Here is a 23,624-nt window from a genome sequence, read left to right on the forward strand (position 1 = left end):
TCAAGCGACTAATATTCAATGCTTGACTCAACCCTACCGTTTAATACCGAATTAAACATAGAATGCGACAGATCATACTCAAAGTCCCCCATTCTGGGGGATTTAGGGGGCGAGAATCTGTCGCATCCACAAATCAATCTGGTATAAGACATTGGGACTAAGTAGGCATGAAGATTCGCGATCGAGCGGCTGAGCGTAGCATTTCATTTCTTTCGCTTTGCTGTGTTGATCGTTTTTACCGCAGGTGCTCGACTCACTAACGCCCACTCCTCACTCATGCCCAGAAACTGGATTTGCTTTTGTGGCAACTTCTTCAACGACGCGGGATCGAGCAGCAAATAGGGATGAGCATCCTCGCGCCAGCGTTTTAACAAGGCTTCAGAACTCGCTGGAACAATCGATCGCTCACTATAGAAGTTCAGCGACGGGCGGAAATAAGGATAGGACGTATAAATCGTTTGCCCTTTGGCGGTGGCTTCCTGAATCATTTGTGCCACAGGTTTTGCCGGAAATGCTTCTTGCAGTTCCCAGATCCAATAATTCGACATCATCAACACCAGCAGCGTCAAAAACGTCCCCCAAATCAATACCACGACAAACTGCACATCCTGACGCGCCATCAGAACTGCCGTTACCGTTAGCGTCAGCGCCAGCGTTGCAAATACCAATTGCACATCCGGCTGCGATCGTACCCAAAACGTATAGTAGATCGCACCTGCCCAAGCGACGATCGCCAACACCAAAAACACACTCACCCAAACCCGAACCCGCTTAATCATCGGTGGTTCTGAGGAGACAGGTTGCCAAAATCGCTGCAACTGTGCCCCAACCACCAGCGCAAAGGCTGGATAAAGTGGCATTGCATACCAAGGCAGTTTGGTTTGCATCAGCGAAATCACAGCAAAATAAATTCCGCTCCACACCAGAGCCAATCTTGCCCAGCTTAGAGTGCGATTTTCCCAAGCATGACGAAACGCGATCGGCAAAAACACCACCCACGGAACCCCATTTTTCAGGACTTCCCAAACGTAGTAGGTAATTAATCCTTGATTATCCTCAACCGAATCTGACACGCGCTTCAAAGATTGATCAAAAAAATGCGTCGCTAAAAACGCCTCACCATACCGATAAACCTGCGCTCCATTCCAGAGCGCAACGGGAACACAGCCTAAACCAAAGCCCGCCCATAAATATCCTGATCTCAATAATCGCGGCGTATCCCAAGTGATAAACACCAGCGCGATCGCTGCCAGCAAAATTCCTAAAATCCCTTTCGTCAAACAAAGGCAGCTAAATCCTAAACCAACTCCCAAACCCCAACGCAAATCTCGCCGCGATCGCAGCAAACAAAACATCATCGCCAGAAAAAAGCACAGAATCGCACCGTCAAGCATCGCTAATCGTCCCTGACGCACGACAGGTAGCGAAGTGAGATAAACCAGTGCGGCGAACACAGCCGTACTGCGCTGAAAAAAGACCTCACGCCCAATGCCATACAGCAGCGGAACCGAAGTCGCTGTTAGCAGCGCTCCGGGAAGTCGCGTCGTCCATTCACTCACCCCCCATATTCGATAGCACAAGGCAATCAACCAATGCACCAAAGGCGGCTTGTTCAAATACGGTGCGCCATTGAGATCGCGGGGGTGCAGCCAGGTTAGGGATTCAAACGGAGCATTCGCAATTTCACGGGCAATCTGTGCCACGATGCCCTCATCCCAATCTCTCAAGGGGAGAACACCGAGATTAATCGTAAACAGCACGATCGCAGCACTCCACAGTCCGATCGTCCAACCTGGATCAATCCAAGCTTGATAGCGCGGTGTTCCTGATTGATTCCCGATCGAAATCTTGCGATCCATTTTTCTATCATTAGATACACGGAATCATTGTGCATCATAAACAGTCCTGTGATGGGGTTAACCCCAAAAACAATCTCTTGCCGTTCTTCTAGTTAAATAGGGCAAATGTATTAATTCATAAGAATCTGAGCAGATAATTTTAGCGATCCCTACCGTCTAGATTTACTCATTGAAAAACCGACAAATTACTTGTCTTGTCTGGCTTTGATCGCCCACAATGAGAAGGAGAAATAAAATTTAATCTTATTATTCCCCCCCTGCCGTGCCCTCGACCCTGACGCCCAAAGTTCTGCTGCCCGACTCCTCAAATTCTCCTCCATCTCGCCTCACTGGACTATTCAATCGCCTCCAACCGCACCCCGACACGATCGTTTTGATTCTGGCAGTCGTCATCGGTGGTGGGGCTGGTTTGGGGGTGCTTACGTTTCGCTATTTAATTGAATTCGTGCATCGTCTCGCACTTGAAGACCTGATGGGAACGATCGGTCATTTTGGTGCGTGGACTCTAGCTTGTGTCCCTACTTTGGGGGGTGTCTTAGTCGGATTGATTCGCTGGTTAACGAAAGAATTCAGTCCGGGAATTTCTGCCCTCATTGCAGCCGTGCAAGCAGGCAAGGAAATGTCAGCAACACGCCCGATCGCGAAAACGATCGCCGCCGCCATTTCCCTTGGAACTGGAGCATCACTTGGGCCTGAAGGCCCAAGCGTTGAGGTAGGAGCGAATTTTGGCTTGTTTGTGGGTCAACTGCTGAAAGTGTCCCGCGATCGTCAACGCTTACTCTTAGGAGCAGGAGCCGCAGCCGGACTGGCAGCCGGATTTAATGCGCCGATCGCGGGCGTGTTCTTCGCGCTGGAAGTGGTACTAGGCACGACATTTGAGACCTCAGCCGCCAGCATTGTTCTACTCTCTGCGGTGGTGTCAGCGCTAATTGCTCAGATTGGTCTGGGCGGACAACCTGCCTTTGATCTGCCTGCGTATGAAGTACGAAGTCCTTTAGAATTGCCGCTTTATTTGGGGTTGGGGCTGTTTGCTTGTGTGGTATCGATCGCCTATACAAACTTATTAAAGTGCTCAAGTGACTTCTTTAAGGGAAAGCTTCCGGGTTCAAGCTGGATGGCAAAAGTTCCGCGTGAAGTTCAGCCGATTCTAGGAGGGCTATGTGTTGGGGTGGTGGCGCTGAAACTGCCACAAATTCTCGGAGTGGGGTATGACACTGTAGAAGCGATGCTGCGAGATGTACAGTTCTCGCTGGTGCTGCTGATTACTTTATTGGTGGTTAAGCTGTTGCTGACGGCGATTAGTTTAGGCAGTGGATTAGTGGGTGGTATCTTTGCGCCCGCCATGTTTTTGGGCGCATCGCTCGGAGCCGCTTATGGCAAAGTCTTACCTTCAGTATTGCCGATGTTTGCGACAAGTATTGCTGCACCGCCTGCTTATGCAATGGTCGGAATGGCGGCTGTGCTGGCAGCAAGTGTGAACGCTCCCTTAACGGCGATTCTGCTGCTGTTTGAAATGACCCGCGATTATCGAATTGTTTTACCGCTGATGGCAGCCGTAGGTTTAAGCGTCTGGCTCGTCAATTTGTTTAAATCGAGTCCAGAACAGCCCTCGAACTTACAGCAAATCGAAGCAAAACGCGATCCCGATCAAGTGCCAAATTCCACGCTTTATCAGCAAGAAATTCTCAGAAATCTATTGGTTGCAGAAGCGATGCAGCCTGGGTTTTTGCAGGTTGCGGAATTGACTCCATTGCTAGAAGCAGGACTGCAACTGATTCAACATCAAACGCACAGTGCGCTAGTGGTGAACGACGATCGACACCTGATCGGCATTATCACGCTGCAAGATATCAATCGGGCGATCGCGCGCTGGGAAACTGAACCGCATCACGCAGAACAGGGACTGAGTCAACGCACGATCGCCGAAGTTTGCACAACCGATATTCTCTATGCCTATCAGGATGAACCGCTCACCGATGCGCTCGATCGTATGGCAACTCGCGGCTTGCATCAGCTTCCTGTGATCGATCGCGCCAATCCAGATCATGTGCTGGGACTGTTAGAGCAAGAAGGCATTACCTTAGCGTGCAATCTTGCGTTAACTCGCGTGCGTTTAATGCCATATCTCCCTCATACAGAAGAGGCAAACCCGATCAAAACCGGACTTGCCCCTGAGTTTGGCGTATTGAACTAGACCTAGACAAGCAGGAATTTTCTATTTGTTTCTGCTTGTCCAAATGCCAGTAAACATCATCAGCATTCCACCTAGAAAAATTGCGATCGCAAGACCTGCCGGAATCGCCGTTGTCCAATCGATGTTTTCCATTTGTTTAAGCCGAGAGTTCTTCTCGATCGAGTTGTTTTAAATGGATATGTTTTCGACCTAGAGAAATTTCAAATTCGTCTCCAGGCTTCAACTCCATTTGTTTAGTATACGCTGCCCCAATCAGCAAATTTCCATTAGACTGTACGCTGATTCGATAGCTTGCGCTCCGACCACCTCGACCACTTGTGCCTTGTTTTCCATCTAGCTCAATTCCTTCCGCATCAATTAGTGCATTCAGGAATTTCATCATATTCACGCGCTCTACACCGTTCTTTGTCACCGTGTAATAGCCGCACTCTTTAGCTTTTTCTTCTTTATTGAGATGATCGAGTTCTTTTACTTTTTTGAGCAGGGCTTCACCCATTAATGGCTCAATCTTTTTCTTTTTAGTCATTCATCCGAAATCTAAATCAGGTGGACAGCAATCGTATTTTGTGACACTAACAAGCCCGCCAAACCAAGACAAATTTAGCGCCTTGCCAGTTGCCCCATTCATATTACACTGGCATTGCTGATTTATCACACCGGCATAAGACAGGATTGATTCTTTAATTTGGAATCAATTCTTGATGAATGAAATGAGATTTTTCAAGATTGTCATTCGACTGAATTAAAGCTTGTCAAGTGGCTCAATTTGAGTGGAATTTTGGTTAAAATTAACGATCCGCTATCATAAAAAAAAGAAGCAGATTATCTGCACAGAGCGATAGTGGCGATCTGGACGGGATCATTGCTCGATCGACACCCAATAGATCAAAAACCTTAATTCGCTCTAGCAGCAACCTGCTCTTACCATTCATTCACCTGTGATTAACAAGGTATCAACGCCAGTTGTCAACGCTGTGTGTTCCTCATGAAGTTGAAATGACAAATTTGGAGCCGTAAAACCCTAAAAAGTATGGCAAAGTTGCAACCAAAACGCCGTTTGATCGTCACATGGGCTAATTACATTGGAAGTGTCTATCGCTCAGCGCGTTCTCATCTCGCGTCTTTTTCTTCAGAATAAGAGATAGATGAGCTTTTTAATTGACCGGGGACGCACCATTAATGAGAAGGAGAATATATCACTGATGACGACATCTCGAAATACTTGGAAACAGTCTGCAATTTATTTCATGCTGCCTCTAGTTGGGGCGGGTACGGTGCTTGCAGGAAACCGTTTGCTCTCTGAAAACACCTTCTCGCCGCCTGCCATTGCTCAGACTAATACGGCTCAGACTAATACGATCGTGGCGCAAAATCGTACAGGCGCATTTGCAGCATCGACTGACCCGAATTTTATTGCAGCAGCGGTTGAGCGGGTAGGTCCTGCGGTTGTAAGAATCAATGCGTCTCGTACCGTGCAATCGCGAGTGCCCGAAGTTTTTAACGATCCCTTTTTCCGGCAGTTCTTTGGCGCGGATATTCCATCGACTCAACGCCGGGTAGAACGAGGAACCGGATCAGGGTTCATTATTAGCTCAGACGGGTTGATTTTAACCAATGCTCACGTTGTCAGTGGTGCGGATACCGTGAGTGTGACGATGAAAGACGGACGAGAATTGCGCGGTAAAGTTGTGGGGCAAGATTCGCTCACCGATGTGGCAGTGATTCGAGTGCAGGGGAGTAATCTACCGACCGTGGCGCTAGGCAATTCAGATACGCTGAAACCGGGAGAATGGGCGATCGCGATTGGCAATCCGCTCGGATTGGATAACACCGTGACGGCTGGAATTATTAGTGCGACGGGTCGATCGAGTTCGGAAGTGCGAGTTCCAGATAAGCGAGTCAACTTTATCCAGACCGATGCCGCGATTAATCCGGGGAATTCTGGCGGCCCGTTGTTGAATCAGCGCGGCGAAGTGGTCGGGATGAATACGGCGATTATTGGTGGCGCACAAGGGTTGGGATTTGCAGTTCCAATTAATACAGCGCAACGAATTTCGCAGCAGTTGATCACAAAAGGGCGCGTAGATCACCCCTATTTGGGAATTCAGATGCGGGGATTGACTCCGGAGTTGAGACAGCAAATCAACAGCGATCGGCAGGTTGGTTTCCGGGTGCAGGATGATCAGGGTGTTGTGATCTTCCGAGTTCAGCCGAATTCTCCGGCAGCAAGGAGTGGATTACGTGATGGTGATGTGATTAAGCGCATTAACGGGCAGGCTGTGACAAAGGCAGAGCAAGTGCAGCAAGCGGTCGAGAATGCGTCGATCGGGGGAACGCTGCAAGTCGAAGTTAACCGAAATGGTCGATCGACAACGGTGAGTGTTCAGCCGGGAGCATTTCCAACTCGAACCGCTCAGGGTGGCGGCAGCGACACACCCTAGTGCGTCAGTGAGTACGATAGAACTCCGGATGTTGAATTCGGAGTTCTTTGCATTTTTGGGGGTAAAAATGGGTGAGATTCTCGACATTATTGAGTTAGGGCATCCAGTTCTCAGAGAAAAGGCGCGATCGATTGAACCTATCCAAGACGATCGCATTCAAAGGTTGGTTGAGAATCTGATGGCAACGGTGCAGAAAGCGAACGGAGTGGGAATTGCTGCACCGCAAGTTGCAGAGTCTTATCAATTGATGATTGTGGCATCGCGTCCCAATCTGCGTTACCCGAATGCGCCTTCGATGGAGCCGACCCCGATGATTAATCCAAAGATCTTGGCGCATTCAGATGAAATGGTGAAAGGTTGGGAAGGGTGTCTGAGCATTCCGGGAATTCGGGGAAACGTGCCGAGGTATCAAGCGATCGAAATTGAGTTTTACGATCGCTTCGGCAAGCGGCAAAAACTGAAAATGACCGATTTCGCGGCACGAATCTTTCAGCACGAATACGATCATTTTAATGGGATTGTGTTTCTTGATCGGGTTGCAAGCAATCACGATCTGGTAACAGAAAAGGAGTACCAAAAGAGACTGATATCAACGATAGAGTAGGTAACGCAATCCAATCACTAAGAGAAACACACCATAGAGTTTTTTCATCGTTTCTCCGCTAATAAAGGGTTGATTGGCAAATAGAGCACCAAAAAGGTTGCCAACTACAAGCCCGATCGCGATAATGACGGCGTATTTCCAGTTAAGATTACCGCTGCGCTGATAGACGATCGCGGCAAGAATGCCGATCGGTAAAATTTGGGCTGCAACTGAGGTTCCCGTGGCGAATTTTTGCTCCATCCCCAGCATTAGCACCATTGCTGGAACCATAATCGCTCCGCCTCCGATGCCAAACATCCCACCTGCAATGCCTGCAATTAATCCAATGACTAAAAGCTGAACCAGTACGATCGACATGATTGAAGTCCTTCGTGTAAACCTGTTTGGATAGTACAGGATACGACTGTAAACCCTGGGCAAATCTGTCTTAGGAATTACATTGCTGTGATCTGGAGTTGTGCGATCGTGCGATGTAGAATCTTATGTTCAATCACAATTCATTCACATGAAACGACAGCTTCTTTCCATCACCGCAGCTTTCACCCTGGTGTTTAGCTTGTCTCAATCTGCTCATGCTTTACCAGGGGAAACGGTGCAAACTGTTAAGAATCGGGTCGCGAAACAATCAATGATGTCGCCGCTGAAGCGAGGGATTGCAGAACTCAGTGGCCTACCCTTTTACACGAGTGAAGGCAAGCTGCCGAACGGAACGATCGTGTTTTCGATGAGTCCCGATCGCCAAGATCAACGATCGCAAAAAGAAACGATCGCGCTTGGAACTGCACAATCATTTGCAGGATTTACTCGCGAGAATTTGGGATTGATTCAGCAGATGTTTAACACTGCGGTTTCGGAGGATTTTCGGCGATCGCAGTATGTAGCGCGAGTAGACTATACCGGAATTGAAAAGCGATTCTATCGTGGAAGAACATTTGCCTACAGGACTACAGAGTTTAAGCAGCCAAACCAGGGACGAAAGTTTTATCACTTTACAGTGTTATCGCTGAAGGACTTGAACGGTGAAATTCAATCCGAACGTCAATGTCGCCAGCAAAGTGCCTACGGTTGTGAGTAATGATGGGTGCAAGACCCTTAGAAGATGTTCATAAATGAGTGCCGTTGAATTCTGCCAAGTTTCTTACCAACTCAATCAAAAGCGGCTGATTTCAGATCTGAGCTTTACGATCTTTCCGGGAGAAACGATCGTGCTACTGGGTCGGAGCGGTTGCGGCAAAACGACAACCCTGAGATTGATCAATCATTTGCTTGTTCCGACAGCGGGAGAAGTGCGGGTAAATGGTCGATCGACCCTTGACTGGAATTCGATTCAACTGCGGCGGCAGATTGGCTATGTGATTCAAGAAGTTGGGCTGTTTCCGCATTTCACAGTGGTGCAGAATATTGCAGTGGTGCCCTCGCTTCAGAAATGGGAGCCGGATCGAATTCAGTCGCGTGTGATTGAGTTATTGGAACTGGTTGGATTAGAACCGCAACGGTTTAAGCATCGCTATCCGCATCAGCTATCCGGTGGACAACGACAGCGAGTCGGAGTTGCACGAGCGCTGGCGGCTGATCCACCGATATTATTAATGGATGAACCGTTTGGAGCATTAGATCCAATTACACGAGTAGAACTTCAGCGAGAATTTGCGCGATTGCAGCAGCAATTAGGAAAAACGATCGTCTTTGTGACGCATGATATTCAAGAGGCATTTAAGCTAGGAACGCGGATCGGATTGATGCAGGCAGGGCAATTAGTTGAATTAGGAACGCCCCAGGAATTTGCACGATCGACCCATCCCGAAGCCCAAGCTTTTATGAGCGTAACCGAATGGAATTCTTGACGCGCTACGGTGATGAGATTTTAGAACGGCTTGGACAACATTTGTTTTTGGTCGGGGCGGCACTGTCGATCGCGATTCTGATTGGTATTCCGCTCGGAATTTTAGTCACACGCCGTCCAGCTTTAGGTAAACCGATTTTAGGATTTGCCAATGTGATGCAAACGGTTCCAAGTTTGGCGCTGTTTGGCTTTCTGCTGCCGATTCCGATTATTGGGGGAATTGGGGCGAGAACGGCGATCGTCGCGCTTGTGCTGTACTCATTACTTCCGATTATTCGGAATACAGTTGTCGGAATTAATAGCGTTGATCCGGCAGTCCGAGAAGCGGGGCGCGGAATGGGAATGAGCGATCGACAATTGCTGTTTCAAGTCGAGCTTCCGTTGGCGATGGGCGTGATTTTGTCTGGTGTCCGAGTGGCGACGGTAATCGGAGTCGGATTGGCAACGATCGCATCGGCAATCGGCGCGGGAGGTTTAGGAGAATTTATTTTTCGGGGGGTTGCGATCGTCGATAATCAACTCATTCTCGCGGGTGCAATTCCGGCAGCGGTCGTAGCGCTGGGTGCAGATTGGGGTTTAGGTTGGATTGAGAGACGTTTGACGATTAGAAAATGAAAAGATTTCTAGCTTTAGGACTTTTAGCGATTTGTTTAATGGTGTCGATCGTCGCGTGTCAAGGCGGCGGCGATCGTGTGGTAATTGGCTCAAAGAATTTTACCGAGCAGATTATTTTAGGCGAAATTCTAGCGCAGCAAATCGAGCGCAAAACGAATATTAAGGTCGATCGTAAATTCAATTTAGGTGGAACATTTGTCTGTTTAACTGGAATTCAAAAAGGCGAACTCGATATCTATCCTGAATACACCGGAACTGCTTACACGGCGATTCTAAAACTAGGAGCAGAAAGCGATCCAAAGCAAACATTTGAAACCGTAAAAAGTCGATTTGAACGAGATTTCCAATTAACCTGGTCAAAGCCATTCGGATTTAATAACTCATTTGCAATGGTCATTCGCGGCGAAGATGCGAGAAAGCTGAAGATTCAAACGCTTTCACAAGCATCAGCTTATGCACCGAAATGGAGAGCAGGATTTGGACCTGAATTTCTCAATCGCGAAGATGGATTTCCTGGACTTGCGAAGGCTTATAACCTGAAATTTGACTCTCAACCGAAAGTAATGGATTTGGGATTGTTGTATCGATCGCTGCAAGATAAACAAGTCGATATCGTGGCGGGAAGCACAACTGATGGCTTACTTTCAACACTGGATTTAACCGTTCTGCAAGATGATAAGCGCTATTTTCCACCGTATGAAGCGGCAGCAGTAGTTCGGCGCGATACGTTCCAAAAACATCCAGAACTGAGAGAAGTTTTAGATCAGCTTGGTGGTTTGATTTCTGATAAAACAATGCAGGAATTAAACTATCGAGTGGATGGAAAAAAAGAGGATGTAAAACAGGTTGTTCAGGAGTTTCTAAAATCTAAGTAGAGGCTTGAAAAATCTGTGTAGCGGTTAGTTGCAAATTTGGAAAAGTTGGGGAGATGATGCGATCGTCTCCTCGAAATGGAGTCATTTGATACTCATCTTCGATCAGTTCACAGACCCAAAGCGTTGGCTCTTTCGGATTGCCCAAAAATCTTCGTCCTCCAAGGGCTGCATAATCGACAATCCAATATTCTGGAATGCCCAAAGCTTCATAAGCGGCAAACTTAGTGTGATAGTCATCACGCCAATTCGTACTCACGACTTCGATGATGAGTTTGATCGTTTTGCTGTTTTCGATCGCAGACGATTTTTCCCACTTCGGCTCATTCACGATCTCACGACGATCCAGAACAACTCCATCTGGTTCATAAGCAGATTCGCTCTCATCTTCAATCTCATCAACTTTCACAACACACTCTTTCGGAACGAAAAAAGGTAGGTTTAATTGCCGAATTAAAATACCTGCCTCGATTGCTAGAAATCCTGCAATATCTGAATGTTTTCCTCTTGGCTTTGGCACTTTGACAATTACTCCACGACGCAATTCATAGCGAACCTCTGCACTTTCTGGATACCATTCGAGGAACTGCTCAAAGCTGACAGGTTTCTTCAGGGCTTGAATCATAGTGCTCGACGGATTGCGACAATTTCATTCTAAAAACAAGTAGGCCCGACTCTCGACTCCAATCTGCCTGAAACAGACTGCAATCGAAAATCGAGCCTACAGCTAAACCACGATCGACGAAATTAACGACGACTGCGGTTCGGCACTTTGCTCATGTAGTCTTCAGAAGTTACGACGCTGCCATAGTTCGATTTAGGCGCGATCGCGGCTGCCACACTGAGGAAGCGACGCGGATCACCTTCGGGCAGACGACGTTCTTGAGAGCGCTTGGAGTAGTAGTTCTGCACCACAAACTGCCAATCGTTCTTCACGGTTCCCACCGTGTCGCGGAAATCTTCGCCGTAACGCGGTGTGACCAAGTTAAACGGACGCGCTTCCATACGACGACGCTGATACGGAACGGTGTAGTCACCGAAAGCGTTGGTGTACTCTTCGCTGTCGAGCAGTGCATCAACGAATCCGCTGAATCCTTTGGTTCCGATGACGATCGACCAGGCAACCTCCTCGTTGCGGTCATAGGAATCCCGACCCAAGAACCGCTTCAGGCAGATTTGCACTAAGCGATAGTTGTTGTTCACTTCTACAACGGTGCTGTAGAAGCGCTCGGATTTTGCCAGTTCACGAATGAAATCGCGCACTGTGATTGCGCCGTTTCTCAGACGAGATTCGCAAGTCACTTGGCGGTTAAACTTCAGCGTTTCATGTTCGCTGAACACTTGACGATAGGTAGCCCAGATCAGAGCTTCCATATCCGTTGAAGAGCTTACATCTTCGATTCGATAGATGTAAGGAGTATCTTCGTTTTGGTCAGCAATGCCGAAATTTTTCACCCGATGGTTTTGGGTGGTCGGCTTGTAAGCTAACAATGGCAATGCCATGTCAGAATCTCCCTCGTAATATAAACGGCGGTAAATTTTGGATGGATTTTTATGATTAGAAATCCAAGTCGCGTGAAACTATTATCTCGCGTCTGGTGTCCGAAAGTAGTACCCTTGTGAGCATTTATCCAATCGAACCGTTCACCGCGAAAAACAGTAACAGAAAGAAAATCAAGCCCAACGTCGAAACGGAAACAGCCGTAACCGTTTTCCAATCCGAAGTTCTGACGAATTTCTCCCAGTTAAATCGCTCAAACTGTTCAAATTGCGGTTTGAACGGCTGAACGAATTTCAGTTCGCCTTGTTTGGGGAGTCGATCGCGATAATCGGCTCCATAGCGCGGCGTGAAGCTGTAAGGGCGCTCCGTGACTCGTTTGCGCTGATACGGAACGGTGTTGTCTCCGAATGCTTCGGAATACTCAGCGCTATCAATCAAAGCATCGACGAATTTGCTCCATCCCAATGTTGCCACTTGGATTGACCACGCGATCGTTTCTTCTTTGTTGTAAGGCGATCGACCCAGTAACCGCTTTAAGCAGACTTCGACCAAGCGATAGTTATTGTTCGCTTCGACAACGAGACGGTAGAACCGTTCTGATTTTGCCAAGCCTCGAATAAAATCGCGAACAGTGATCGATCGATTCTTCAGTTGAGTTTCTAGCGTAATCTGCCGATTAAACTGCAACGTTTCCTGCTCGTTAAACACTTGCCGATAGGTTGCCCAGATCAGCGTGTCTATTTCAGTCCGGGTCGAACTGTCTTCGATGCGGTAGAGATACGGGCTATCTTCATTCAAGTCAGCTTTGCCAAAGCTTTGAACGCGCTGATCCTGAGTCGTGGGTTTGTACTCCAACAAGGGCAGTGTTGTTCCCATAAGAACCTCCTTAACTACGTCTAGTGAGACCGTAACCTAGCGCAAGGGGAAACCCGCAGCAGTGCTAATCGAAGCTGGAGTTCCGGTCGGAGCAGTTTTACGGGTGGTGTCAGGGATGCTGATGTTTTCGGTCGAAACGGGCTTGAACTCGACCATTTTGATGCTCAGCGATCGTGCCAAGTCGCGGAAGTTGTTGATGTCACCCCACTTGTAGCGTCCGGCTTCTTCTTGATCGCGCCAGTAATCCGCATAGCTCGGTGTCACCAGGTTGAACGGACGACCTTTGTAGCGCCGCCGCTGATAGGGAACGGTGTTGTCACCAAAAGCAGTGCTGTATTCTTCGCTATCGAGCAAAGCATCAACGAAACCACCCCAGCCTAACGTGGCGATCTTGATCGACCATGCGATCGTTTCTTCGTTGTTGTAGGCTGAGCGACCGAGTAGGCGTTTTAGGGCGACATCAACTAGGCGATAGTTTGAGTTTTTATCGATCACGAGCGATCGGAATGTTTCAGACTTTGCCAATCCGCGTACAAAATCGCGAACGGTAATTGCCCGATTTTTTAGCTGGGATTCCAGATTGGTCTGACGGCTGCTTTTCAGGATGACGTGCTCACTGAACACTTGGCGGTAAGCTGCCCAAATCAGCTCACTGATATCCGTTTGATCGACACAATCTTCGAGCCGATAGATATAGGGAGTATCTTCGCCTGGAACTTCGTACCCATCGACTCGCTGATTCTGCGAGGAGGGCTTGTACTCAAGTAGAGGGATCGACATGGTAAATCAAGGGTAAAGAATTTATACGGGGTTCGCTGCGGTTGTGAATTCGGAGAAGCCCCCTAAATCCCCCACGAGTGGGGGACTTTGAATTGGAGTTTTGGCTCGAAATTCCCCAGAATGGGAGATTTAGGGGGCAGCAATCCGTTCATTCCGAAGCGGAAAGACTCATCGAGTTCAAGCTAGAAACGTTTCGCGATCGCACTTTCCCAAAAACTCTAAACTTTCGGAGTGTTGGGAAGATAGCTATACGGCAAATTAACCTTCGGACGGCTCACGGTCGGCTTCGTTACCGCAGCAGCTTCACGGCTTGAATCGGGTACTTGAACCGCGCTCGATGTTGCTCTTGCCACATGGCGTTGTGTATCGAGATGCGGTGTACTCATGCCTTGTGCCATGTTCAAGAACGTAAACGGAATCGCTTGACGAATCACTGTTCTATCCAAGTCGCCAGCATTGTAGCTGCGAACTTGATAGTAGGAGCGAGTCGCCAACTCACGTTCTAAAAGCCGATTGCGCCAGAAGTCGCTATAGCGGGGATTGCTCAAGTTAAACGGACGACCTTCTAAGCGACGGCGTTGATACGGCACAATGTCATCGCCAAAGTTCTCGCGGTATTCTTCGCTATCAACAATGTCGTCAATGAAACCATGTAAGCCTCTGGTGGCGATGACGATCGATTTTGCGATCTGTTCATCTTGACCATAAGAAGCTCGTCCCAGAAAGCGCTTCAGGGTGATATCAACTAAGCGATAGTTCGAGTTTGTGTCAGCAACCAATTCGCGATAAACGTCGGACTTACCCAACCCGCGCATGAAATCAGCAACGCTGATCCTACGGTTGCGTAATTGCGATTCTAGGTTGACCTGACGATGACTTTTGAGAATTAGTTGTTCCGCAAAAATCTGGCGATAGGCTGCCCAAATCAGACGATCGAGATCTTCCGCCGATCGGGCATCCGCAAGGCGATAAATCACTGGATCATCTTCATCAAGCACGTCGTAACCATTAACGCGCTGATTCTGTGTTTTTGGATTAATGTTTAGAAGTGGGATTGCCATTAGAGAAACCCAATAAGTTTAAGCAAGGTGTTGTTTCGCAAGTGTGGCTCTAGCCCGAACCGCACCATCAGGATCTGTTTGAGCAAGCTGATCGAGTTGATCGAGCGCACTGGATCGATTGACTAAACCCGCAGAAGTAATCCAACTTTGTAGCCCCACGATCGCGGCATAGCGATTTGCCCAATCTGCATCCTGAGCAACCAACAATAGTGTTTTCAAAGCTTGAGACTGAGCTGATTCGCGTTCTGTGGGTTCAAGTTGTTGCCAGCGTAGTTGTCCCAATCCTTTAATAGCTGCTCGCCGGACGCTTGGTGCAAAGTCTGCTTCTGCCGCTTTGATCAATACGTCTAGGGCACGTGGGTCAGCGATCGCCGCTAACGCTCGTAAACTATAAGCCCTCGCCCCATAGTTATAGCCATCAATTTGCGCTAACAAGTCGGGCACTGCTTCTTCACCCAGCGCCACTAAACCAGAAACCGCCGCTAATGCTGCACCCGGATTGTTAAACCCAAGCGCGCGGATCAGCGTCGGTATGGCTGCGGTCGATCGTGTTTGTGCCAAAGCGCGAACGGCTCCGACCAATTTGGCAGGAGAGTCTGCTGCTTCGACCGCTTGAATCAGCGATTGAATTGTGGGATCAGTTGCAATCATAGAGTCCTCGTGAGGGGGCAATTTGGCGATCCAGGTTCGAGAGCTTCGCTCCCGAATCACCGCTTACCGTTCACAATAATTGATCCATGAGGGTCATGAGCTTGATGGCATCTGAAGAAAGCGGATCGCCCGTTTCCCGCAGATGATAATCAAGCAAGCCTTTACAAGACAGCAGCTTAAAGCTGTTTTCTACCGGAGCGGTAGCAATTGCATCCGCCGCCGGAATATAGCCGATCGCGCCTAAGTCCGCCAATGCCGATCGTCTCAGTTGCACATCATTCCCCTGTAGCGCTTGTACCAACTGCTCTCCGTAAGCCGGATCGCGAGTAAGCTGATACATCGATCGCGCCGCAGCATATTGAACTCGTGCCACCGAATGATTGAGAAACGGACGAACCAAATCGATCGCTTCCGTTGCTTCTAACGCCCCCAACGCTTCTAGCACTGCCTCAACGGGCTGCACTAGATGTGGGCGATCTGGAACAAACTGCGCAACCTCAATTCCACCTTCAAGGAGCGTCATCAATTGAGGAACACAAGACGCGTCACCGAGCAATCCCAGGGCTTGAGCCGCTGACTCCCGTACGTAAAAGTCATCACACTCAAGGCAGCGAGTCAGCCCAGGAACCGCTCGACGATCGTCTAATTTCCCCAATGCCCGTGCTGCATTACGCCGCAACGGGTAGCCGCCCATTTCGGTGCGATCGTCTTCGTCTTCCAATGCCCGAATCAACGCATTGATCGCCCTCGAATCTTTGATCTGAAACTTCCCCAGCCACCAAGCCGCGTAGTACCGCAAACTTGTATCGGTATCGGATAAATTTGCGATCGCTTGCTCGACCGTTAACGGTTCGGCTCCAGGTTGCGGTTCAAGTTCAGAGTTCGATTCAAGCACGATGACTACTCAGCCGTAAGCGGTTCAATGTTGACGATGCGACCACCCAAACGAGCGATGCGCTGCATTTCTTCGTTCATCCGGTTGTAAGGCACGGTGATAAACACGCTGCCACTGTTGCGAATTTGATAGTTATTGCGATCGGTTTGATCGTTTTGGCGCAAGCCGACGACTTCATAACGAAACATCCGAGCGCCCGATTGAGTGGTTGCGGCGCTGCCAACGGCGGTTTGACCGAGCATGATTTGAAACTCCTTGTATTACAAGTGAAAAATCGAGGACTAGACCACTAATCCTCGATTCAGCGGAATCTACGCGGGTGTAACGCTCACGATTCTTCCGCCAGTGCGGTGAATCTGTTGCATCTTCGGCAACAGTTGTTCGTAAGGGAGCAGATAAGCGGTGCTGGAGCGACGCACTTTCGGATAGCCAGCACCTAAAATGCCAGCAACTTCGAGCCGATAGATCCGACCACTTTCGCCATACGAACCGCCGAGTGCCTTCTTCGGTGCGATATCGCTGGAAGCGCTGAAGTGTGCCCAACCGCCACTTGATTGAGAGGGTTGCGCGATCGTCGAAGCTTCATTTCTTGCTAGGTTCCGTGCCAAGCGAGTGTTATTGCCACCCGTTTGAGAACGATCGCTGTTCGCATACCCACGATACAGCTTGAACAGGTTCGTAAAGCCGATGCTTCTCGCACCAGTTTCATACTGGAAGCCCCGGTAGTACGGCACAACATTGTCGCCAAAGTTTGCTTCGTATTCTTCCGAGTCAATGTAAGAATCGATCTCAGCATCAAACCCCTGGTTTTGATAAATATCCAAGTGTTCAATGACTGCTGCTTCATCAAACGGAGCACGACCGAGCAAATGCTTGTGATTCAGTTCGATCGTTCTCGTTTGGAAGTTGTTATACAAAAACTTCTCTTTATATAGTTCTGATTTTGCGACGGCGCGGACAAACTCTCTGACCGTGATCTTGCCGTTGCGTAACAGCGACTCTGCACCTGTCAATCGTTCAGACTTCATCAGGTAATCGTTGCCCAACACCTGACGATAAGTCGCACGAACCACTGCTTCTACATCACCTTCTGTCCAAGGGTGGCGAAGTTCCACCTTGGGAGTTTCCTGAAAAGGCGCGGTTCCAAGCCGCCCCGCTGCTGCTGTAATAGCCATTGTATCGAGTTCTCCAAAGTCAACGGCGAACGTAATTCTACAGACTCAAACTGCGTCAGCGTTCAGCCATCAGGCTTATGAGCAATCCCGATCGCCGATCGCTAACCCGAATTTTGATAAAACAATGCCCGGAAGGGTAAACAATAGCCAGCATCTGCCAGCGAACCGCATACCTTTCCGGGCAAGGCGATGTTAGCTCAGAGCGTTGATCGCGTAGTCGATGTAAGCGTTCGCTTCAACTGAAGCTTGACCCGTCAAACCATGGTTCGCTTTGATGTGCTTCAAAGCTTCAACGTACCAGCTCGGAGACAGATCGAAGGTGCTGTTGATTTCAGCCAAGCCAGCAACCAGGTACTCATCCATCGGGCCTGTTCCACCAGCGACCAAGCAGTAGGTCACCATGCGGAGGTAGTAGCCGATGTCACGCGAGCATTTTGCTTTACCACGAGCATCTGCTGCGAAGTTGTTTCCTTGCATTTGGGTGGTGTAAGGAAACTTCTGGTAAACCGCATTTGCAGCACCGTCGGTCAGTTTTTGAGCATTGTTGGTCAAGGAACGTGCAGCTTCCATAGCAGCAGCAGCGCGCTCGAAACGTCCATACACTTGGTGCATTTCAGCGTTGCTTAAGAAACGTCCTTGGGTATCTGCAGCAGCGATCGCTTCAGTAATCGGGGTCTTCATTGTCAGTCTCTCCCTTTGGGTTTATCGTTAAGAAAAAAGTAAAGTTTGAATTTTTGCTACTGTTCCGATCTCAATCGGCAAATAGCAAAGGAGATTGCGCTAGAAATTTACGCAACTGCAGCAGCAGCGCGATCGAAGTAGCTAGCCAATTCAGACATCAGCGAGCTGCAGTCACCCTTGGTGATACCGTTGGGGTCATTCGCAATTGCGATCGCAGCGTCTTTCATCTTGCCAACACCAGCAGCAACGGAGCCACCAGGAACGCCCAATGCTTGGTAGGTCTCACGCAGACCGTTCAAGCAGCGATCGTCGAGAACACTAGCATCACCAGCGATGGCTGCATAGGTTACATAGCGCAAGATAATTTCCATGTCGCGCAGACAAGCAGCCATGCGACGGTTGGTGTAAGCGTTACCGCCAGGTGCGATGAGTTGGGGTTGCTCCTCAAACAATGCGCGAGCTGCGTTAGCAACGATGGTGGAAGCATTGCTGGTGACGCGGTTAACAACGTCCAAGCGCTTGTTGCCGTCACGAACCATTGCGGTCAGGGCATCGAGTTGACCAGCGCTCAGGAATTCGCCTTTAGCGTCAGCCTGAGAGACCACCTTTGCGAATGCATCTAACATTGGAATTCTCCTAAAAACTGGGTATGAGTTCGATTTGGTTCAGAACTGGAAGGTGTTTCTGAAGCCATTTGGAGGGTTGATGGACTTGGGGGAATACAACCCCACGCTCTGAATTAAGAACACTCCTCAAAAACTCGATATGTTGAGTTTTGTTAGAAATCTGAGAGACTGTCACATTTCTATGAGAAAGTGCGAACCCTATTTCAGATGGTGTTTTAAGCGGGTTTGTTTTGTTGTTTTCCCCTTCGATTTCCTTTTATACAATGCTGTAGCGTCTGATTTTGTTACAAGTTATTGATTTGTATCACCTCCAACGAAATATTTAACGAAAGTATTGCTAGATCAGGGATTTCACGGGATCAAGGATAAGATTTGCCCAATTTGCTGAGAAGATTTAGACGCAAAGTGTGTACTTTCTTTAAGTTAATAATTTCTTAAGATTTCCAAACCTGCCTTACTGATTGATTTGTAGAACTTTTCAGACATAGAAGCAAAACTCAAGGTTGTAACAAATGATTGAGATATTTTTCGAGATATTAGTTTCGCTTTGTTAAGACTGACTTAGTGCATAAGGCTACGATCGCACTCCGGCTTCTCCGATTCATCTCTACAATGTCGATGTATCCTGATTGTTGGGCGTTTTTGCCCGGAAAATTATCGTTTTGGAAGTTGTATTGTGCTTGACCTGAAGCTAATTCGTGAAAATCCTGACCTTGTGCAAACCAAGCTGAATCAGCGCGGGGGTAGCTATGACATTTCTGCGATCGTTTCGCTCGATCAGCAGCGTCGCGAGTTAGAGGTTGAGCGATCGCAACTCCAAGCCCGAAGTAATGAGATCGGAAAGCTAGTTGGTCAGATGATGAAAGCTGATCCGAAAAATCCAGAAGTTCAGCCTCTGCGCGAAGAAGGAAATGCACTGAAGGCAAAATTGAGCGAGTTAGAGCCGCAAGAAAAAGAAATTCGCGATCAGATTGAAACGCTATTGTTGACGTTTCCGAATTTGCCGAGTGAGACGACACCGATCGGCAAAGACGAAACCGAGAACGTGGAAGTGAAGCGATGGGGCGATGAGCTTAAGCCCGCGATCGAAGTCCTACCGCATTACGAGATTGCTGAAAAGCTTGGAATCTTCAACACAGAACGGGCAACCAAAATCGCTCAGAGCCGATTTGTGATTTTGATGGGTGCAGGGGCAGCACTAGAGCGGGCATTGATTCAACTTATGTTGGATCAGCACATTGCTGCGGGTTATGTGGAAGTGCTACCTCCGGTGTTGATTAATTCTCGATCGATGACTGCAACCGGACAGTTACCCAAATTTGCCGAAGAAAGCTTCAAATGTTCTGACGATGATTTGTGGTTAGCTCCGACTGCCGAAGTTCCGGTGACAAATCTATACCGGGATGAGATCATGCCTGCCGAACAATTACCAATTCATCACTGTGCTTATACGCCTTGTTTTCGTCGTGAGGCAGGCAGCTATGGCAGAGATACACGCGGCTTAATTCGACTGCATCAGTTCAATAAAGTTGAGTTAGTAAAGCTAGTGCATCCTGAAACTTCCGAGCAGGAACATCAAAGCTTAGTGCGAAATGCGGAAGCGATTCTAGAGGCGTTGAAACTGCCGTATCGCACGATCGAGCTTTGTACCGGAGACTTAGGATTCGGTGCAGCGAAATGTTATGACCTTGAAGTCTGGCTCCCATCAGCGGGAACATACCGCGAAATCTCAAGCTGCTCGAACTTCATGGATTTCCAGGCGCGTCGGGGCAATATTCGATTTAAGGGAGCGGGGCAGAAAGGAACACAATTTGTGCATACGCTGAATGGATCGGGATTGGCAATCGGACGAACGATGGCAGCAATTTTAGAAAACTATCAGCAAGTGGATGGAACAGTGAAAGTTCCGGAGGCATTGCAGCCTTATTTAGGTCGTGAAGTGCTGTAAAAAATGGAGATTGTGCGATCGTTTTGTCCAGCGATCGTGTTTCGACATACAACTATTCTCTAGAAAGTGTGAACGTTCCAGTCTGCAATAGGAACGTTCACACTTTTTGTACGAATTTCCATGCTTTAAGCGAGAACTTTCACGTTGAGAGCAAGAACTTTCATCAATTGAACTAAAACGTTCTCCCTTTTTGCAGGAACGATCGTGCGTTGAGGCGGAATAATGCGATCGAGAGGGGGAAGGATTACGTTTCGAGTTGGAATTGGGATTTTTTGTTGTCTTCAAGGCTGGTATTTTCAGATCATGCAACAACACGATCGCTCCTCCAATAACTCCAAAGCGAAGAGAACGATCGCACTCCAAACTCAACTCATCTCAGACTGAAACTGATTCATCAGCCAAGCACTTACCTTGCCGTGATTCATCTCCCGACTGCGGCGAAAGGCTTCTTCCAAGACCGCAATTTCTAAACCGGGTAGAACGATCGACTGATCAATCCGCCGACTTCCACGATCGGCAACCGCAAACGCCCAAATACTCGCATTCTGCACATCAATAATCCAGTATTCCTTCACGCCTAACGATTCGTAGAGCAAGCGTTTTTCACCGCGATCGTCGGTCAAAGAAGAATACGCCACTTCAATCACTAAGTCAGGTGCAGGATATTGATTCAAATCAATAATCGTCGCTTCCCAGGGTACAACTTCTGCATTCGCGCCTACATAGTAAGAAGCATCGGGCTGCACTTCAGCATAGCCAGCCTTGCGATAAGTGCAATTATCGTGAATGTCGAGATCTAGTCCTTTCAGCGTTGCGAATAGAAACACTGCTCCCATCACAATTCCATGAGCTCGTGAGTGTGGATTACCTAATGCTGCTATCTCCTCTAGCCTCATGCGTCCGTTGTGATAGTAGGCCTTTGTCTTTCCATAAGCCGGGTCGCTTGTGAGCTGGATAAACTCTTCCCAAGACATCAAAATCCAGGTTTCCATCTGCACCTGAGTATTTAGCTGACTCATGAGACTTTTCCTTGTACGAGTTGGCTGTATTGTAGTTCAGAAGCTCGATTCACCCGGACACAGTAGCGATCGTGAACTACTCCTTTCTACCGATTTGTGCCGTGAAGATTCGTAACGGCAAGACGAAACCTCTAGAATAAGAAAAACGTTCCTCATCGAGCCTTAACTTTTACTGCTTATGTCTGTTCTGGCGGTTATTCTTCTTCTGGCAGTTCTGATCTTTGTACATGAACTCGGTCATTTCCTGGCGGCAAGGCTTCAGGGAATTTATGCAAATCGCTTTTCGATCGGCTTTGGCCCGATCTTGCTGAGATATCAGGGTGAACAAACCGAATACGCCCTTCGCGCCCTGCCGCTTGGGGGTTTTGTTGGATTCCCTGACGATGACCCAGAAAGTACGATTCCGCCAGATGACCCGAATTTGTTAAAAAATCGTCCGGTACTCGATCGCGCGATCGTCATCAGCGCTGGCGTAATCGCGAATCTGATCTTTGCTTACTTTATCTTGGTCGGACAAATGGCATTCGTCGGACTGCCCGCAATTGAGTACAATCCCGGTGTGATTGTGCCAGAAGCGATCGCGGAAGGTGTCGCTGCTCAATCAGGCATCCAAAACGGAGATGTTGTCGTTGGGATTAACGGCAAATCGCTCGGTGCATCTGATGCTGCGATGAATACGCTCAGACAAACGATCGAGACAAGTCCCGGAAAACCGTTGCAGTTGTCGATCGAGCGCAAAGGGCAGCCTGTAACGGTCAATGTCACGCCGCAAGACGACAACGGCAAAGGCAAGATCGGAGTCAAATTGCAGCCGCACTTTAAGACTCAACCCAATGGAAAAATCGTTTACTACAAACGCGCCAGTAACCCGATCGCAGTTTTCACAATGGCGGCAAACGAGTTTCAGCGAATTGTAGTGTTAACGGTGCAAGGCTTTGGACAACTGATTAGCAATTTTGGTAATACTGCAAATCAAGTGGCTGGCCCAGTTGCGATCGTGGCAACAGGCGCAAGAATCGCTAAAACTGACTTTGCTAGCTTGTTCAACTTCACAGCATTAATCAGCATCAACTTAGCGATTATCAACATCCTGCCGCTTCCCGCACTTGATGGCGGACAACTTGCATTCCTGTTGGTAGAAGGTCTTCGCGGTAAACCTGTTCCATCTGGCATTCAGGACGGCGTGATGCAGACCGGATTAATGCTATTACTGGGATTAGGCGTTTTTCTGATCATCCGTGACACGGTGAATCTCATTCCACAGTGACGACAACTAGACGACTTTCTGCAACCAAACAACGTGCATTAGAGATCTTGGTGCGACTGAAAAAGCTTTATCCAGAAGCTCCTTGCACGTTGGATTATGACACTCCAGTTCAATTGATGGTGGCAACGATCCTGGCGGCTCAATGCACCGATGAACGAGTTAATACCGTCACGCCTGCCTTGTTTCGCCGCTTTCCCGATGCGGCGGCTTTGGCAGGCGCTGATCTTTCTGAGCTTGAAGAATTAGTTCGATCGACCGGCTTCTACCGCAACAAAGCCAAAAATATTCAGGCGGCTTGTCGCATCATCATGGAAAAGTATGGCGGGGAAGTGCCGCGATCGATGGAAGACCTCACCAGTCTCCCCGGCGTTGCCCGTAAAACTGCAAATGTCGTTTCGGCTCATGCGTTTGGCGTGAACTTGGGAGTTACAGTCGATACGCACGTCAAGCGATTATCGTATCGATTAGGTTTAACCAAGAACACCGAGCCTGTGAAGGTTGAGCGGGATTTGATGAAGCTCTTACCGCAACCGGACTGGGAAAACTGGTCGATTCGGTTGGTATATCACGGTCGGGCTGTATGTAACGCTCGGAATCCGCAGTGCGATCGTTGTGCTCTCGCTGATCTTTGCCCGTCCGCCCCTCTCGCCGCTCTGCCAGCAAAGAAAAGCCTGAAGGAATCTCGCACAACCTCGTAGAAAGCTGCAATTTTTGAG

At 48.5% G+C, this 23,624-nt stretch carries 25 protein-coding genes; 10 read left to right on the forward strand and 15 right to left on the reverse strand.

What is annotated here, in order from left to right; all coding sequences use genetic code 11:
* Positions 1–203 precede the first annotated feature (203 nt).
* Positions 204–1,859: a glycosyltransferase family 39 protein gene (locus NC981_RS02645; RefSeq protein WP_348241410.1), complete on the reverse strand. Its 1,656-nt coding sequence runs from the start codon at positions 1,857–1,859 to the stop codon at positions 204–206.
* 262 nt (positions 1,860–2,121) lie between these two features.
* Between NC981_RS02645 and NC981_RS02650 the strand changes: the two genes are divergently transcribed.
* Positions 2,122–4,053, forward strand: coding sequence for a chloride channel protein (locus NC981_RS02650; RefSeq protein ID WP_348241411.1), 1,932 nt, complete (start codon positions 2,122–2,124; stop codon positions 4,051–4,053).
* Positions 4,054–4,189: 136 nt separating this feature from the next.
* Here the strand turns inward: NC981_RS02650 and NC981_RS02655 are convergent, their stop codons facing one another.
* Positions 4,190–4,579 carry an AbrB family transcriptional regulator gene (locus NC981_RS02655; RefSeq protein WP_190378547.1) on the reverse strand — a complete coding sequence of 130 codons (390 nt, stop codon included), beginning with the start codon at positions 4,577–4,579 and terminating at the stop codon, positions 4,190–4,192.
* A gap of 676 nt (positions 4,580–5,255) precedes the next feature.
* On the opposite strand from NC981_RS02655, the gene NC981_RS02660 reads away from it, so the two are divergent.
* Entirely contained in the window at positions 5,256–6,494 is a 1,239-nt protein-coding gene (locus tag NC981_RS02660) for an HhoA/HhoB/HtrA family serine endopeptidase (RefSeq protein ID WP_348241412.1), read from the forward strand.
* 67 nt (positions 6,495–6,561) lie between these two features.
* The gene (gene def / locus NC981_RS02665) at positions 6,562–7,098 is read left to right on the forward strand and encodes a peptide deformylase (protein ID WP_348242029.1); all 537 of its coding nucleotides are present in this window, start codon (positions 6,562–6,564) and stop codon (positions 7,096–7,098) included.
* Here def and NC981_RS02670 read toward each other — a convergent pair.
* Positions 7,084–7,455: a sulfite exporter TauE/SafE family protein gene (locus tag NC981_RS02670; RefSeq protein WP_190378549.1), complete on the reverse strand. Its 372-nt coding sequence runs from the start codon at positions 7,453–7,455 to the stop codon at positions 7,084–7,086. The two genes, def and NC981_RS02670, sit on opposite strands and share 15 nt — an antisense overlap.
* 148 nt (positions 7,456–7,603) lie before the next feature.
* Here NC981_RS02670 and NC981_RS02675 point away from each other — a divergent pair, with 148 nt between their 5' ends.
* From NC981_RS02675 to NC981_RS02690, 4 genes are read left to right on the forward strand one after another with little or no spacing between them, the layout of a single operon-like run.
* Entirely contained in the window at positions 7,604–8,173 is a 570-nt protein-coding gene (locus tag NC981_RS02675) for a hypothetical protein (protein WP_190378550.1), read from the forward strand.
* Between the two features lie 34 nt (positions 8,174–8,207).
* Entirely contained in the window at positions 8,208–8,942 is a 735-nt protein-coding gene (locus NC981_RS02680; RefSeq protein ID WP_348241413.1) for an ATP-binding cassette domain-containing protein, read from the forward strand.
* Positions 8,930–9,556 (forward strand): ABC transporter permease, encoded by a 627-nt coding sequence (locus NC981_RS02685; protein WP_348241414.1) that lies wholly within the window; start codon positions 8,930–8,932, stop codon positions 9,554–9,556. Before NC981_RS02680 ends, NC981_RS02685 begins: the two co-directional genes overlap by 13 nt.
* A complete protein-coding gene (locus NC981_RS02690) occupies positions 9,553–10,431 on the forward strand; it encodes a glycine betaine ABC transporter substrate-binding protein (RefSeq protein WP_348241415.1) in 879 nt (292 codons plus the stop codon). Before NC981_RS02685 ends, NC981_RS02690 begins: the two co-directional genes overlap by 4 nt.
* Here NC981_RS02690 and NC981_RS02695 read toward each other — a convergent pair.
* From NC981_RS02695 to NC981_RS02745, 11 genes are all read right to left on the reverse strand, one after another.
* Entirely contained in the window at positions 10,424–11,053 is a 630-nt protein-coding gene (locus tag NC981_RS02695; RefSeq protein ID WP_348241416.1) for a Uma2 family endonuclease, read from the reverse strand. The genes NC981_RS02690 and NC981_RS02695 overlap by 8 nt on opposite strands.
* Before the next feature lie 122 nt (positions 11,054–11,175).
* Positions 11,176–11,931: a phycobilisome rod-core linker polypeptide gene (locus NC981_RS02700; RefSeq protein ID WP_348241417.1), complete on the reverse strand. Its 756-nt coding sequence runs from the start codon at positions 11,929–11,931 to the stop codon at positions 11,176–11,178.
* A gap of 124 nt (positions 11,932–12,055) precedes the next feature.
* Positions 12,056–12,805, reverse strand: a complete 750-nt coding sequence (locus NC981_RS02705) for a phycobilisome rod-core linker polypeptide (protein ID WP_348241418.1) — start codon at positions 12,803–12,805, stop codon at positions 12,056–12,058.
* A 36-nt stretch (positions 12,806–12,841) separates the two neighbouring features.
* Positions 12,842–13,585: a phycobilisome rod-core linker polypeptide gene (locus tag NC981_RS02710; protein ID WP_348241419.1), complete on the reverse strand. Its 744-nt coding sequence runs from the start codon at positions 13,583–13,585 to the stop codon at positions 12,842–12,844.
* A gap of 218 nt (positions 13,586–13,803) precedes the next feature.
* Entirely contained in the window at positions 13,804–14,646 is an 843-nt protein-coding gene (locus tag NC981_RS02715) for a phycobilisome rod-core linker polypeptide (RefSeq protein WP_190378557.1), read from the reverse strand.
* A gap of 18 nt (positions 14,647–14,664) precedes the next feature.
* Positions 14,665–15,297 carry a HEAT repeat domain-containing protein gene (locus NC981_RS02720; protein ID WP_348241420.1) on the reverse strand — a complete coding sequence of 211 codons (633 nt, stop codon included), beginning with the start codon at positions 15,295–15,297 and terminating at the stop codon, positions 14,665–14,667.
* A 70-nt stretch (positions 15,298–15,367) separates the two neighbouring features.
* Positions 15,368–16,192: a HEAT repeat domain-containing protein gene (locus NC981_RS02725; protein WP_348241421.1), complete on the reverse strand. Its 825-nt coding sequence runs from the start codon at positions 16,190–16,192 to the stop codon at positions 15,368–15,370.
* Between the two features lie 5 nt (positions 16,193–16,197).
* The gene (locus NC981_RS02730; protein WP_348241422.1) at positions 16,198–16,434 is read right to left on the reverse strand and encodes a phycobilisome linker polypeptide; all 237 of its coding nucleotides are present in this window, start codon (positions 16,432–16,434) and stop codon (positions 16,198–16,200) included.
* Positions 16,435–16,503: 69 nt separating this feature from the next.
* Positions 16,504–17,367, reverse strand: coding sequence for a phycobilisome linker polypeptide (locus NC981_RS02735; protein WP_348241423.1), 864 nt, complete (start codon positions 17,365–17,367; stop codon positions 16,504–16,506).
* A gap of 192 nt (positions 17,368–17,559) precedes the next feature.
* Positions 17,560–18,048: a phycocyanin subunit alpha gene (gene cpcA / locus NC981_RS02740; protein ID WP_348241424.1), complete on the reverse strand. Its 489-nt coding sequence runs from the start codon at positions 18,046–18,048 to the stop codon at positions 17,560–17,562.
* Between the two features lie 107 nt (positions 18,049–18,155).
* Complete coding sequence (locus tag NC981_RS02745; protein ID WP_190378563.1) at positions 18,156–18,674, reverse strand: phycocyanin subunit beta; 519 nt, start codon at positions 18,672–18,674, stop codon at positions 18,156–18,158.
* A 676-nt stretch (positions 18,675–19,350) separates the two neighbouring features.
* Here NC981_RS02745 and serS point away from each other — a divergent pair.
* Entirely contained in the window at positions 19,351–20,622 is a 1,272-nt protein-coding gene (gene serS / locus NC981_RS02750) for a serine--tRNA ligase (RefSeq protein WP_348241425.1), read from the forward strand.
* 365 nt (positions 20,623–20,987) lie between these two features.
* On the opposite strand, the gene NC981_RS02755 is transcribed toward serS, so the two are convergent.
* Positions 20,988–21,641 (reverse strand): Uma2 family endonuclease, encoded by a 654-nt coding sequence (locus NC981_RS02755; protein ID WP_348241426.1) that lies wholly within the window; start codon positions 21,639–21,641, stop codon positions 20,988–20,990.
* 178 nt (positions 21,642–21,819) lie between these two features.
* On the opposite strand from NC981_RS02755, the gene rseP reads away from it, so the two are divergent.
* Together rseP and nth are read left to right on the forward strand one after the other, a co-directional pair.
* Positions 21,820–22,908, forward strand: a complete 1,089-nt coding sequence (rseP, locus tag NC981_RS02760; protein ID WP_190378566.1) for an RIP metalloprotease RseP — start codon at positions 21,820–21,822, stop codon at positions 22,906–22,908.
* Positions 22,905–23,606 carry an endonuclease III gene (nth, locus tag NC981_RS02765; protein WP_348241427.1) on the forward strand — a complete coding sequence of 234 codons (702 nt, stop codon included), beginning with the start codon at positions 22,905–22,907 and terminating at the stop codon, positions 23,604–23,606. Before rseP ends, nth begins: the two co-directional genes overlap by 4 nt.
* Positions 23,607–23,624 lie beyond the last annotated feature (18 nt).

The sequence above is a fragment of the Leptolyngbya sp. DQ-M1 genome, assembly GCF_039962505.1.
Classification (GTDB): domain Bacteria; phylum Cyanobacteriota; class Cyanobacteriia; order Leptolyngbyales; family Leptolyngbyaceae; genus Leptolyngbya.